Consider the following 14670-nt stretch of genomic DNA (forward strand, 5'->3'; position numbering starts at 1 on the left):
ATTTCACTCCCTTCAATATTTAATTCATATTCAAAGGCTGCAATACAAGCACTAATTTATAAACTAAACAGATTAAAGCCTTTCAGCTACGTAGTTTAAGAGGTCTACGATCCTGTTTGAGTAAGCCCATTCATTATCATACCATGAAATAACCTTTACCAGATTTCCACCCATAACCATTGTCGATAAACCATCGACTATGGATGAACGGCTGTCTCCCCTGTAATCTATTGAAACAAGCGGCTCTTCTGAATAGCCGAGTATTCCTTTCATCTTTCCTTCAGCAGCTTTCTTGAATGCGCCGTTGACTTCCTCAACAGTTGTTTCTTTTCTTACTTCGCAAACAAGGTCTGTAACTGATACTGTAGGAGTCGGCACCCTCATTGCAAGACCGTTCAATCTTCCCTTAAGCTGCGGTAAAACAAGTGCGACAGCTTTTGCAGCTCCGGTTGTTGTAGGAATTATGGATTCTGCAGCAGCCCTTGCTCTCCTTAAATCTTTGTGAGGAAGATCAAGTATCCTCTGGTCATTGGTATATGAATGAACTGTCGTCATTAAGCCTTTCTCTATGCCGAATTCGGCATCAAGAACTTTTGCAAATGGAGCGAGGCAGTTTGTAGTACATGATGCATTTGATATGATATTATGTTTCGCTGGATCGTACTTTTCTTCATTGACGCCCATAACTATAGTGATGTCTTCACCCTTTGCCGGAGCACTTATTATTACTTTCTTTGCCCCTGCATTTATATGCAGAATTGCCTTTTCTCTCTTTGTGAACAATCCTGTTGATTCAATAACGATATCGACTCCAAGTTCTTTCCATGGAAGATTGCCTGGATCTCTTTCAGCAAAAATCTTTATTTCTTTTCCATTTACAATAAAGCTATGTTCTTTTGCTTCTACAGTTCCCTTGAACTTTCCAAATAGCGAATCGTACTTTAAAAGATGTGCTAACGTTTTCGGATCCGTCAGATCATTTATAGCTACTATTTCAACATCTTTATTCAATTTCTCCTGTGCAATCTTGAAAGCATTTCTTCCTATTCTTCCAAAACCATTGATACCAACTTTTATCGTCATAATAAAACCTCCTGAAAAATTTATTTTAAATATTTGAAAAAAATATTACAAACTATGTTTAACCACTATTTTGAGCTTAAAAGCCTTACCATTTCTTTAGCAGCGCCTTCATCTGTTATCAATATGCTGTTTTTACTGTATGTCTTTGTGGCTATAATAGCCTTTGCCTTACTGTTACCACCCGCTACCGCTATAATCGTTTTGATTTTTTTGACATCTTCAAACTTGAGCCCGATTGTCAGTGTCTTATCGACTATAATGCCATCGCTGTCGAAATAATAACCAAAAGCCTCGGCAACAGGTTTTTTATCCATAAGTTTCTTCAACTCTTCATCGCTTAAGCCTCTTTTTTTTGACATATCGTCGGCTCTGCCTATACCATATATCAGCAAACTCGTTTTGCCGATACTTTTTATTATGTCCTTTATCACAGGCTCATTGCCGACGGTTTCAAGCGCCTCTTTGCTCATCACATCGGGCACATGAAGAAGCTTATAGTTTGCATTAAGCTTATTTGCAAGGTTTGCTGTTATAGTATTAGCCTGCGTCTCGACTAATTTTCCCATCCCCCCTCTCGCAGGTACAACCAGAATATTTGATTTGTTAGTTATCTTCGGCATACTGTTTACAAGTTCCTTGACCGAATTTCCACCCGTAACGGCGATTACCTGGTTGTCTGTTATAAGGTTTTTTACATAATTGGCGCCAACTCTTCCAACTTCTTTCAATATCAATGGGTCCTCGTCAATATTGCCTGGCACTATTATAACCTTGGAAAACCCTAATCTGTCCTGCAACATTTTTTCAATGCTGGAAAAACCCTTTAGCTCATGTATGTATTCCTTTAAAGTGTCTATTATATTCTCACCATCAGGCGTAATAGTCATGCCCACGGATTCTATATTGATTAATCCCTGGTTTTTTAAAAAGTTTACTTCCTTCCTGACGATCCTTTCACCCATTTCGAGCTGCAATGCAAGAGCTCTTCTGCCAATAGGGCCTTTAAAATATATAGCTCTTAAAATAGTATATCTTTTTTCCAGCAATTCTATAAGTTCCGGAACAATCTTTTGCTGCAGCAGCAGTAAATCCTTCAAAATCACCTCACGCCCTTTTGGCCGCTATTACACAATGTGCAGGCAATATCCAATCAATTCATGTCATGAATTGATTCATGGTATGGGACTGTCATCGTCCCTGTACTTCATTTATGTCCCACCCGGATAATAAATTATCCTATATTATGGTATCATTTTAGCCTTGATTTTTCAATACACAAAAACATACATTTTAAATGTATTGAATACGCTGGCTAAATGATTATCTTGCGATGCCTATTTGCTATTTTCTTCTATCTGCGGGGCTTTGAAGTTCAATACTCCATTTCTGTCTTGTGGAACCGTTATTTTCTTGTCTTTGACTAAATCGGCATACTTATCGACAAGATCGAGCACATCCCCGGGCGTATTTTTATATGATGATTGAGCGAGCCCCACGCCATCTTCCTTTAACCCGAGGATCGTATGCTTGCCGCCCTTAAATTCATTGTTCATAACGTCTTCGACAGCATTATACGCAACATTATCTACTCTTTTAACAGCGCTCGTGAGTATGTACGGCGCATATTCAGGGAATTCTATTGCCTGATCCCTGTCATCCCCGATGGCCCAGGCTTTATTATTTCCCTTGTCTGTTATTTCTTTTGCCGCCGCAAACAAGCCTTCTCCATTCCCATCTCCTGTATGATATACTACATCGCAGCCGTCTTTAAACAAAGAAATCCCCAGCTTATAGCTTTTATTTATATTTGTAAAGTTATCATCCTTTCCATACCTTACTTCCTTTGGATAACTCTTTTGGTCCTTGCTTAAAAGTCCCTCCGCGGCAGCGGAATTAACGGTCTTGACTCCCGCGGCAAAAGCGCTCTCTATCATGTTTACAGCCTGTATGTTTTCACCGCCTATAAAACCCACTTTATTTGCAAGAGTCATTTTCCCTGCTACAATCCCTGCCAGGAAAGCCGCTTCTTCTTTTTTAAAAGTAAATGATTCAACATTCGGCAGTTCTATTACAGCATCGATTAAAGCAAATTTACTATCTGCCTTTTTAGGAGCAACATCTTTTACAGCGTCCTCCATATCCTTACCCACACAGAATACGAGAGTCGTCTTTTCCGCATTTGTCAGCGTATCTAAATTCGATTCATAATCATAATCCTTTTTTGATTCAATCACTTTATAGCTGATGCCATACTTTTCCTTAGCCCTTTTTATGCCTTCATCAGCAGCCTGATTGAAAGATTTGTCGTTTATACCGTATATATTAGTTAAAAATCCTATTTTTATCGTCGGTTTGTCAACATGGTTATTATTATTTGGAGGTACAGGAGTATTTATTTTTTTATTTATTTTAAAATTACACCCTGTAAAAAAATCGCACATGATAATTGCCGATAAAAATATAGTGATAACCTTTTTCATTTTTTACCTGCCTCCGGATGAAAGTTTCCAATCAACTCAATTTGCCTTTATTTAATTCTATATTCCTGAATAAATTCCTTCAAATTATAGGAAATTTATTAAATTGTTAATTAATTCGGTGAAAGATACCCTTTTTTGATGAGAATACCTCTCGCTTTATCGCCTTCATCAGAAGAGACAAGTATAATGGGACCTGTGCACCCCATCCCGCTTTCGGAATAAACATCATTTTCCCACAACTCTTTTACGGCATCCTCAAGCTCGAGTATATCAACTCCCGCTATCTGGTATGTCACTACCTTCTTAGGCGGAACGTTTACAGCGATTGTATCTTTTTTCTCATGCCCTTCGGAAAACCTATCCAATATTTTATTGTAACCGGCCTTTTTTGCCGCCTCAAATTCTTTTCCGGCAATATCTAATATTCCATTTTTGACCATGGTTGCAGCATATCTTAACGCTTCACATATTACAGGAGCACCTGATGCCCTGGAAACAATGCTTATGACCTTATTATATCCTTCGCCTATTCCGGGACCATATCCATATCCTGTAGATTCATAACTTCCACCTGTTGTAAACGAGCTTAATAATTTTACCAGAATATTTCCCGTAAGAGAATCTGTTACCATTACATCGCAGGTCCCATGCAAAAGGTCGTTTCCACGCATGATGCTGCCTCCATCCTTCCTTACCGATGCCGCAAAATTTATGTTGTATCCGCTTCTTTGAAGCTCTTTAAGCGCTCTCTCAGCCTGTCTCGCGCCATCGATATTTAGTATTCCTATACTGGGATTCAAGTTTCCCGACGCTTTTGCAACTATTATTCCATACAGCGCATTTTTGAAAATAGACTCAGCCCTATTTGCTGAAGACGTACCGGTGGATGCCGATATAAATACTTCCCTTCCGCATCCCGGAGTTATAACCCTTCCTACAGTGGAAACACCTATCGGGAAATTATAATGCATTGTAACGGCACAGTCGATCCTCTTGCTGTTCAACAACTCTTCCATTTTTTTATGCGCTTCTTCTAATGTATCTGCTTCATATGATTCAAAGCTGCTTCCATGTTTCGCTCCTATAAGAACTACATCAAAATCACCGTATTTTGTCATCGCCATTTTTGCTGCTTTAATAATCTCATCCGTACCATGCTCACTTCCGGGTACGGTTATTCCTACTCTGACTTTATTTATAAACGAGCCGCTTTCAATTGCATCCGCAATATCGCTAAATACTTCTCCTATGGTTTTCCTTATATTATCCTGCACCGTAAGCTCACCTCTACTTTGAAAGTAATGTCGATGCAAAGTCTTTAAACGCCTGTGCAATCATGCCTTTTATCTCATCCTTTGAAACCGCATACCCTTCATCTGTTTTACCGGAATTTTTCTGGATTACAAATGAAATTCCGTCAAACAGATTTGTCATCCTTCCTAAAAACAAGCTGCCCTTTCCTATTACCATTACGCTTTTTATTTTCCCTTCCAGTATAAAGTCCCTTGCAAAGCCTATTATGGGAACACCTGAAGGCACATGGCCCTGGGTAGGGGCAAAACCTGGATTCCCGTGCTTCTTTGCAAATTCCATAAGCTGAGATCTTTCGATTTGTTTATACTTGACCGCTAATGCTGCGATCATTTTGAAATTGGCCATCGGGACATTCCCCGCTCCGGCAGGTTCCGTGCATTCAGGATTTTGCATCTCAGGAGAATATTTATCTATATCGGTCATCTTCATGCCGGCACTCTTAAGCGGCTGATTTACAAGAGCATCGATTACGGCCTGGGGAGATGCGCCCGAGCCGATGTCGTGCTTGCCTATCATATCGGTTCTTACAATCGGGTTTACACCATCATTTTCAGAAACAAGCAGTGCAAATCCCCCAAGGACATCCTCCATCAAAGGCATGCCTTTTCTAAAATGATCCCTTCCGTTCATCCCGAGCTTGGCTGTGCTGCCTCCACCAAGTACCACTACATTTTTAAATATTCCGGCCTTTACAAGTGCACAGGCATGCACTACGGAATGAGCAGGCCCGGCGCAAAAACCCCTTAAATCGATGCCCGACGCATTCGTGCACCCCGCGATTTCACCTATGGATTTGGCCATATTTCCGCCTCCTCTCTGGTTCATATCGCCTATCGCCTCTTCGGAGCACTCTATGATATAATCTATATCGCCAGGCGAAATTTTGGATTTTCTGATTAAATTTATCAGCGCAAGAGCGCCTGATGCCTTGACAGACAAATTTTCAACCATTATATGCGAGGATAGATTCGGATCAAATTCATGAGCCCTTTTTACACATCCTATTATCCTGCCGTCCAATTCAAGCTTCTCCGCATTGGATTCCCTTATATTCTTTAATATTTCGTCTTCACCCACGCCATCCCCCAATTTGTCCGACATATAATTCAATACCGGATGTCTCGATAATTTCTCCTTTATGCTCTTTGCAAACTCTTTTTCAAGCATTACAAGTTCAAAAGAATCGCTTATTTTTAAAAGTCCGTAGAATTCATCCTCTGGCATTATTTCACCATATTTTCCCCATCTGGATGATCCCTCGATTTTTTTATTATACCATGGCATCTGCATATCCGAAAGCGCGTCAGGAGTTATATTGCCTATATAAACCTGATTTGGAGGGTATGATACAACGTCATCAAACGATCTTATATGCTCTTTTATGTGCTTTATATATTCGGAATCCGGATTGATTTCCCTTTCCATCATCTGAGTCGTACCGTTATTTATAAGCATATCCGGCGTATCTACCAGTATATAACTTGCGCCTTTTATAACAGGAAAATCCATTTTATCATCTCCACTAAAAAGGGGTGGTAAACCACCCCCCATAATTTAATTTATTCTTCAAAGACTTTCTGGCCATCGACCTTAGTCTGAAGAGCCTTCAAGGCCCTCCCTACAAGCTTCTTCCTGAGGTTATACTCATCTTTTTTGGAAAGCGAAGGATTTCCAAGAGGATGAGGTATTGCAACGGTAGGAACGATTCTGTTTGCTCCTACTGTAAGCGATATGGGTACGACCGTACACATATGCACAACAGGCAGACCGGCTCTTTCTATTTCCTTTACCATCGTTGCACCGCAACGAGTACAGGTGCCTCATGTGGACGTTAGTATGACTGCATTAACGCCATCATTCTTTAACTCTGCAGCTATTTTAGCCCCGTATTTTTTTGCATTCGCAACAGAAGTTCCATTGCCGACAGTCGCATAATAATAATTATGGAGCTTTCCTATTACTCCTTCTCTTTCAAACTCCCTCATCACATCAACGGGCAGCACCCTATCGGCATCCTGATTTGCATATACAGGATCATATCCTCCATGGGCTGTCTGGTATTCGTTTTCGGTAAGGTCAAGAACCCCTTCGATGCTGTACTTTCCAAATTTGCTTGCTGATGATGATTCTATCCTGTCGGGATTTCCCTTAGGAACTATTCCTCCTGATGTTACCAGGGCGACTACAGCCTTGGAAATATCCAAAACAGGAGGATTAGGCTTTACCCTGTCAAATGTGGGCATGCTGTATTCCGTTTTGAATGCCTCTCCCCTTATCTTCTTTACCAGCATATCTACAGCTCTTTTGGATCCTCTATACTGTGCAAAATAATTCCTCCTGATCCCCCTTTCGATATAAAACTCTTCGGAAGGCGAACCGATATCATAACCCTTTGCAAGTTTTACAGCAAGCTTTGCCATCTTTGGGACGGCATCCCTCATACCTACAGCGCTGTTTCTGGTAGAAATAATATATATATCCTTCTTAAACATATCGGCCCCGGGATTTTCAATATACATGCCCGTTACAGCCGGTATGCCAAGCTCCTCTTTTACAGCCTTGCATATCGTCCCGCAGGCAACGCCATATCTTCCGGCATTGAATGCAGGGCCTGCTATAAATATATCAGGGCTGTATTTTCTTATCATATCAAGAATTTCGGCTTTTGCTTTTTCAATGTTTTCATTAAAATATGAGTCGCCGCATATTACAGTTGCAACTATTTGCGCCTCATCCTTCAGCGCCTGCTTAAGCGCCATGCCAGGCCCCACAGTTCCCTCTTTTACCTGCGGCCCGATGCCGGCTTTGTCTTCTCCGCCTATCTGGCCAAAAAATTGATTTATATAATGCACCACGCGAAACATTTTATCCCAACTTTCGCATTTTATTTTTATGAATTTAAAGTACCATGCTTTTTAAAAACTGCATGATACTTTAAAACAGCATATTCTACAAATACTTGCAGTACTGATCCCTAATAGGCTTAACCTCTTTTACTATTGCATCGACATCAAGTACCATTTCCATCATGCTGCACTGTTCATCGTATACCTTCGGATCATATTCTTTTTTAACATCATCTTCCAGTACGTGATATACTCTTAAGCCCAAGCTTACTCCTGCAAGAGGCCCTGCATATGTTGGGTCGCCTGCTGTAACTGTTTCGGCTGAAAGTCCTGCTGCCTCTGCCTCGGCCCCGCCGAGGAGCACGACAATATTCTCAGGACCATATTTTTCAGCTAAATCTTTGACTCTTTGCTGGATCTCCAGATCCATTGCTCCGGCGGCCGTTCAAACAAAGCACTCTGTAGATGCAAATACTACATCTGCTCCTGCACTTTTTGCAACGGCCTCTATTGCAGGACCGGGAATACCGTCTCTGTCACCTATCGCTATTACTTTTTTGCCTTTTAGCATTTTATTCACCTCTTTAATTTAATATCCTTTTACCGAAAGGTTCCCAAAGCCCACTTCGCTTGTAGCTCCTGTTATAACCTGTATTTCTGCAGTTATAGAGCCATCGCCATGGAGGCTGCCTGAAAATCCCCCAGCTATAATATCTGCACTTTCAGGATAACCTATTACTTTATCCATTGGCGGAAGGTCCACAAGTTCATTGGCATTTCCAGCGGTAACTACCGCATCGCCTTTGCTTGTAGAGTCTGCTAAAGATTGGGAACTTCCATCCCGACCGGCATATTCATCTGTAATCAGAACCGTTTTAATGCCCTTATTTTCAAGTTTGTTACAGTTCATGACGAGATCCGCATCGGGATTGCCAAAACCTTCCTCCGATACTATGGCGGCATCGGCCCCTAAAAACTCTGCAAGCTTTGCAGTATAATTTGAAGACCTTTCCTTATCTCTTAAGTATACATTTTCGTTTGTAATAATGCATCCTATAAAATTGTAATCGATGCCGTCCCTTTCGTACAGATCTTCGATTACCGGCTGGTTTTGATGTATATATGTCGGATTTTTATCACAGGCCGAAACGCAGTTTCCGCTGACTATAGCACCGTCGAATACCTCCGTAGGATAAATAAATGTAGGTATTATCTTCTTGGCATCTACACCGTATACATATGTGTCATGCAAAAGCCCCTGACTCTGCAGCATATATATATATACAACCTTTGGAAGATCCGGATGCTTTCTTGCCTGTTCATTTAAAGGCAGAGTTTCATATACTTTCAACTCGTCAGGCTCAATATCTTTTGCAGCCCTGCCAAGGTATGCCGCAGCCTTAAATCCGACCATCCTTACTGCATCTTCACGTTCGTGCTGGGATTCACCCTCCTTGGTACCGCACGTTAAAACGATGTTGCATGTTTTTGAAAAAGGCGAATATTTTGCGCCCTTTCCGCTCATATCTATTATTCCTTCCTGAAATCCCGTGATCTTTCCGGTCGTGACAACAGCAGCACCTTTAAGAACATGAGTCCTTCCGGAACCTACCATGTCGACTTTTCCTATAAATCCAGGAAATATTCCTCCTTCACCCTCGACTTTGACCCTCGGCTCGATTACGTCTTTAACAGGGATAATCCTTACTTTATCACCTGGCCTTGCGATATCTACCCCGATTGATTCGATTCTTTCATCATCGCCGACCGCATTTATAAATTCCTGCTTATTTACATATAATACGCCATTTTCTACTTTTGTCTCTTTTCCGAACTGTATGTCATTGATAAAGATATTACCTATTTCTAAACGCAATACATTCACTTCCTTAAGTTGATGAGGGTTATTTTAATATTTTTTAAGCATTTCTTCTATCGATTCAATAGTCACCTTATCAGGAGTTAAGGCTTCGATTTTCTTTCCATCCTTATAAATTGCCATAGTAGGCAGGCCTAAAACCCTTTCCTTTATAGCAAGCCTTCTGTTCTTGCTTGTATTCAAGCTGCAGAACTTGACTTTATCGCTATATTTGTCCTCGAGTTTGTGAACTTCGGGCATCAGAGCAATACACGGAGCACATTTCTCCCCCCAGAAATCTATAAAAACCGGTTTCTCCTTAAAGTCTGAAACTTCTTTTTCAAAGTTTTCTTTATTTAATTCTATCATAGCGATTCCTCCATTTACTAAAAATTATCTGTAATATATTTTTCTGCAGCCGTCGCAGCTATTGCGCCATCGGCAGCTGCAGTTATTACCTGCCTTAAAGTTTTTTTCCTCACATCCCCTGCTGCAAATACCCCGGGTACATTGGTTCTCATCTCTTCATCGGTCAATATATATCCTCTCTCATCCATATCTATATACCCTCTGAATATTTCGCTTGCAGGTTCTAACCCTACGAATACGAATACTCCGTTAACATCAATGATTCTCTCTTCATTTGTCAGTTTGTTTTTGACCTTTAAACCTTCCACTATTTCATCACCTGTTATCTCCACAGGCACACTGTTCCATACAACCTCGATTTTCGGATTGGCAAACACTTTTTCCTGCAGCGATTTTACGCCTCTGAACTTATCCCTTCTATGTATTATAAAGAGTTTATTCACAAACTTTGTAATGTATAATGCCTCCGTAAGGGCAGAATCACCTCCGCCTATCAAAGCAACATCAAGATCGGTAAAGAAGTCGGCATCGCATGTCGCGCAGTACGAAACTCCACGCCCCCTGTACTCTGCCTCGCCTTTAAACCCGGCCACCCTTGGATCGGCACCCGTCGCAATTATAACTGTTTTTGTATGGTATTCTTCTTTTTTGCATTTTACAATTTTAATATCACCGGAAACATCTATACCTAAAACTTCATCTTTCGCGAATTTTGTATTAAAGCTTTTTGCCTGCTCTTTCATTCTCTCGCTTAAAGACGGCCCCGTACAATTCTCTATGGAACCCGGATAATTTTCAAGCTCGCCTGTAGTCGCTGTCTGTCCGCCGTATTTTAATCTTTCTATGACGAGGGAATTAAGTCTTGCTCTTGAACCATATAAACCGGCCGAAAGCCCTGCCGGCCCTCCTCCAAGTATTATTAAATCAAAATCCAAGTTAATTTCTCCTTCCATCATGATATTGCCTGAGAGATCATGTCAAAGTCTACATATTTAAAATCATTCAATATTTCACGGGACCATTTGGGACAACTATTGAATCTTAAAAATTTTTCAGTTGTTATAATCGACTCCTCGATTATGTTCAGGGATTTTACATCAATAGTTTCTCCAACGGACTTGGAAATTAATACAGTTTTGTAAGGTGTTTGATTCGGCTTTATGCTGCCGGATAAAGGATGTGAGAATAGAATATGACCCTTATGTATATAGTCCCTTGCAACCTTTAACACTTCCGCAAGCCCGCCATCGACGAAAATTGTTTCAAAATTGCTTTTTGACAATCCCAATACCAAATCATTGTTCGTTATCAGAATAACCTTTTCAACCATATTCCACGTCTCTTCTTTCAACGGATATGACAGACGATGATTCCACATTCTCATTCAAGTCAGACACTTAAGGAATCAAGATCCACAACTAAAAAAGAGAAATAGCTTCAAGAATGCCATTTCTCTGTCCATTTAACCTGAGAGATTTACTCCTTCGGTGCTTTCGCTTTCCAGAGATCTGTCAGTATAATGTACTTTTGCCTGAGAGATTCACTTGAATTTTCATCTAAAGCTTACTCCTTCGGCTCCCTTGCGGGTCTCTCCTTTATACTTCATCCAGTCAATATAAAAAACTATATGGATTTTTGTATAATAATCATATGATTATTATACAAAAATAGCGACTAAATTTCTACTTAAATTTAATCTTTAAGTAGAAACTTTTCAATCGCATATGAAACCCCGTCTTCTTCATTCGATAATGTCACAAATTTAGAAGCATCTTTTACTTCGTCTTCAGCATTTCCCATGGCAATTCCGAGCCCTGCATATTTTATCATGGAAATATCGTTTTCGCTGTCTCCAATGCAGATTATTTCGTCTCTCCTGATATTATAATACTTCCCCAAGTACTCGACAGCCTTGCCTTTCGATACGCCCTTATCCATTATCTCAATATTATTTTTGGAACTGCTTGTGACCTCTACGTCCAGCTTGCTTACTTCTTTTCTAAGAGATGCGACTTTTTCCCGATCTTCATCGGTAACCACCGCTTTTAAAAGATTTTTATTCGTCATGATTACTTTATTCCAATCAGATGGATCTATTATATTTATATTGACTTTTTCACCTTCAGGAAGATTTTTATTCCATTTAGAATAGTACAGAGCCGAATATATGAGCTTTTCCGAGTAAAGCGAATCCCAGGTAAATAGGTGGCAGTACATTCTAAACTTATGGCATAAAGTTACTATTTTCCTGGCCACTTCTTGTTTAAGAAGCTTTGCATATATTACTTCATCTCTATCTTTTTCCCTTATATAAGCTCCGTTCGATGCGATAATGGGAATCCGAACGCCTATCAAATCGCCATATGACTTAGCCGATGTAAATATTCTTCCCGTTGATATGACAACTTTTATTCCCAAATCGGAAATTTTTTTCAAAGCATCCATGTTCTTATCAGATATACGTTTGTCATCGGTTAATAAAGTCCCATCCATATCCAGCACAACCATTTTGTAATTCATCTTGTTAAACACATCCCATCTTTTTCCCTGAATTCAGATATTGTTCGTATTAGTTCAATAATATATTAAAAATATAATGTTATTATATACTTAATGTTAAATTTACATATTGATTTTTCTTTAAATATATACTAAAAAACGGCTGCTGTACAACACATCGTACAGCAGCCACTCTTTAGATAATTATTCTACTTTTTCAAATTGATCCTTTGCTACTCCGCAAACAGGGCAAACCCAGTCGTCCGGAAGATCTTCAAATGCTGTCCCCGCAGGTATACCCGCATCGGGATCTCCAACAGAAGGGTCATAAATATAACCGCATACACTGCACTGATATTTAGCCATTTACATCCTCCCTTTCTAAAATTTACTCAATATTTTGTCTGTGAATTCTAATATTTTCTTCTTTTCATCCTCAGATGGAACAAAATTAACAGTAACAGGCGGCTCAACCACCCGGAACTTCAGGCTCCTAAGCCTATCGCTTATCATTTTTGCAGCTTCACCGCTCCAGCCATATGAACCGAACGCCCCTGCAACTTTTCCCCTGTTTTCTATTGGAGAAACTAGCGACAAAAGCTCCCATACGGGTCTTACCGCATCCTGATTGATCGTCGGAGAACCAACCAGTACGATATCTGAACTATTAATAGTCTTTATCATTATATCCATATTCGCAGTACTTATATCAAACATGTAAACATTAAAACCGGATCTTTCAATCCTTTCTTTCATCATCTTTGCCATATATTCGGTATTGCCGTAAGCTGAAACATAAAAAATAGCCGCGCTCTTTGTATCGTTTTTTGTTAAGGCATCGATGCTCCAATCCCTGTACAGTTTTAAATACCTGTAAGGATCCCTGGTATGGATGGGACCATGACTTGGGCATATCATCTTTATATCCAAATCCTTTATTTTATCGACAGCCTGCACTACATATTTTTTGAACGGATACATTATTGAATCGAAATAGTACTTTACCTCTCCTGAAAAATCACCTGCATCATAATCGAATATACCCTTCCCGCAAAAATGACATCCGAATGCATCACATGGAAACAGTATGCCGTCATTCTCATCATAAGTAAATATTGTATCCGGCCAATGGAGAAAAGGAGCACTTATGAATTTTAATGTGCGTTTCCCTATGGAAAGCACCTCCCCATCAGTTATCGGATGAGCATTAAACGGACCGTTTATAATCTTTTTTAGATACAGGCATGCTGCCTTTGATGCATATATGACGGCATCCGGATACTGCTTTAAAAGATCCTTGATACAGCCTGAGTGGTCAAGCTCGGTATGATTCACTATGATATAATCAACTTTTCTTTGACCTATCACATCTTTTATCTTTTGCAAATGTTCGTCAGAATAACCTTCCTTTACGGAATCAATTACAGCTACCTTTTCATCATCAATAAGATATGAATTATATGTCGTACCCTTTTTAGTATTCACAATTATATCAAAAACCCTGAGCTCAGGATTTTTTACCCCTACCCAGTATATTCCATCCTTTACGATAATGGATTTCATCTTATCACTTCCGTTTAAATATTGTAAATTATTTTATTTGTTCTGGGCTTTTACAAACTCCCCAAATTTTTTATCAAGCTTTCCTATATGATTGATAAGCCAATCAACAACCTTTTTATTGAATTTAATTATAAATCCCAGAGTCGGCCCGTTTTTATCGAACTCACTCTTTAGGTCATTTACTTCGTTTAAAAACTGCTCATGTATTTTTGCATGCATGGGATATTCAGGATAATTGTACTTTCTTTGATATTGTTCTTCATTTTGAAAATGTGTATGTACATAATCGCAAAGATAATCCAAAGTATGTCCAATTTCCTGTTTGCCTAATTTAGCATTACAAGCATTAAACAGATCATCTATTCTCTTAAACAATTCCTTATGCTGGTTATCGATATCTTCAATACCAACTTCCAGATTCTTCGTCCACTTTATAGACAAGACCCCATTCTCCCCTTCAACTAACTTTATTAATTTCTGCATATAATAACAATATATAACACTTTTTAATAGATAAATTATATACCAAAAAAGATTATCAATCAATAGAATAGTTTCTCCGAAGTAGTTTGGGTACATTTGAAAAATATACACCATTTTTCCCTTCGATTCGCAATATGAACTTATGTTATTTTGAACACTCATTCGCCAGATTCAA

At 39.5% G+C, this 14670-nt stretch carries 15 protein-coding genes and 1 riboswitch; all 15 genes read right to left on the reverse strand.

Annotation, left to right across the window (positions count from 1 at the left end; all coding sequences use genetic code 11):
- Window positions 1-72: 72 nt before the first annotated feature.
- The 15 genes from gap to QME45_04090 all read right to left on the reverse strand — a co-directional run bounded on the left by gap (window position 73) and on the right by QME45_04090 (window position 14453).
- Window positions 73-1083 (reverse strand): type I glyceraldehyde-3-phosphate dehydrogenase, encoded by a 1011-nt coding sequence (gap, locus tag QME45_04020; protein ID MDI6617831.1) that lies wholly within the window; start codon window positions 1081-1083, stop codon window positions 73-75.
- Between the two features lie 65 nt (window positions 1084-1148).
- Window positions 1149-2180 (reverse strand): sugar-binding domain-containing protein, encoded by a 1032-nt coding sequence (locus tag QME45_04025; GenBank protein ID MDI6617832.1) that lies wholly within the window; start codon window positions 2178-2180, stop codon window positions 1149-1151.
- A gap of 237 nt (window positions 2181-2417) precedes the next feature.
- Complete coding sequence (locus QME45_04030; protein MDI6617833.1) at window positions 2418-3563, reverse strand: BMP family ABC transporter substrate-binding protein; 1146 nt, start codon at window positions 3561-3563, stop codon at window positions 2418-2420.
- 110 nt (window positions 3564-3673) lie between these two features.
- Entirely contained in the window at window positions 3674-4837 is a 1164-nt protein-coding gene (gene grdD / locus QME45_04035; GenBank protein ID MDI6617834.1) for a glycine/sarcosine/betaine reductase complex component C subunit alpha, read from the reverse strand.
- A 13-nt stretch (window positions 4838-4850) separates the two neighbouring features.
- The gene (gene grdC, locus QME45_04040; protein MDI6617835.1) at window positions 4851-6386 is read right to left on the reverse strand and encodes a glycine/sarcosine/betaine reductase complex component C subunit beta; all 1536 of its coding nucleotides are present in this window, start codon (window positions 6384-6386) and stop codon (window positions 4851-4853) included.
- Window positions 6387-6436: 50 nt separating this feature from the next.
- Entirely contained in the window at window positions 6437-7741 is a 1305-nt protein-coding gene (gene grdB / locus QME45_04045) for a glycine reductase complex selenoprotein B (GenBank protein ID MDI6617836.1), read from the reverse strand.
- 85 nt (window positions 7742-7826) lie between these two features.
- On the reverse strand, window positions 7827-8294 hold the full coding sequence (gene grdA, locus QME45_04050; protein ID MDI6617837.1) for a glycine/sarcosine/betaine reductase complex selenoprotein A: 468 nt from the start codon (window positions 8292-8294) through the stop codon (window positions 7827-7829).
- A gap of 18 nt (window positions 8295-8312) precedes the next feature.
- Entirely contained in the window at window positions 8313-9599 is a 1287-nt protein-coding gene (locus tag QME45_04055) for a glycine/sarcosine/betaine reductase component B subunit (GenBank protein ID MDI6617838.1), read from the reverse strand.
- Between the two features lie 33 nt (window positions 9600-9632).
- Complete coding sequence (locus QME45_04060; GenBank protein MDI6617839.1) at window positions 9633-9950, reverse strand: thioredoxin domain-containing protein; 318 nt, start codon at window positions 9948-9950, stop codon at window positions 9633-9635.
- Between the two features lie 17 nt (window positions 9951-9967).
- On the reverse strand, window positions 9968-10891 hold the full coding sequence (trxB, locus tag QME45_04065) for a thioredoxin-disulfide reductase (protein ID MDI6617840.1): 924 nt from the start codon (window positions 10889-10891) through the stop codon (window positions 9968-9970).
- A gap of 11 nt (window positions 10892-10902) precedes the next feature.
- The gene (locus QME45_04070) at window positions 10903-11334 is read right to left on the reverse strand and encodes a GrdX family protein (GenBank protein MDI6617841.1); all 432 of its coding nucleotides are present in this window, start codon (window positions 11332-11334) and stop codon (window positions 10903-10905) included.
- A gap of 125 nt (window positions 11335-11459) precedes the next feature.
- A riboswitch (glycine riboswitch) is annotated at window positions 11460-11556 on the reverse strand.
- A gap of 86 nt (window positions 11557-11642) precedes the next feature.
- Entirely contained in the window at window positions 11643-12470 is an 828-nt protein-coding gene (locus tag QME45_04075) for a Cof-type HAD-IIB family hydrolase (protein ID MDI6617842.1), read from the reverse strand.
- A gap of 183 nt (window positions 12471-12653) precedes the next feature.
- Window positions 12654-12815, reverse strand: a complete 162-nt coding sequence (locus tag QME45_04080) for a rubredoxin (GenBank protein MDI6617843.1) — start codon at window positions 12813-12815, stop codon at window positions 12654-12656.
- Window positions 12816-12830: 15 nt separating this feature from the next.
- Window positions 12831-14012 (reverse strand): FprA family A-type flavoprotein, encoded by a 1182-nt coding sequence (locus tag QME45_04085; protein MDI6617844.1) that lies wholly within the window; start codon window positions 14010-14012, stop codon window positions 12831-12833.
- A 33-nt stretch (window positions 14013-14045) separates the two neighbouring features.
- Window positions 14046-14453 (reverse strand): bacteriohemerythrin, encoded by a 408-nt coding sequence (locus QME45_04090; protein ID MDI6617845.1) that lies wholly within the window; start codon window positions 14451-14453, stop codon window positions 14046-14048.
- Window positions 14454-14670: the final 217 nt, after the last annotated feature.

This window comes from Clostridiales bacterium (genome assembly GCA_030016385.1).
Classification (GTDB): Bacteria; Bacillota; Clostridia; order Clostridiales; family Oxobacteraceae; genus JASEJN01.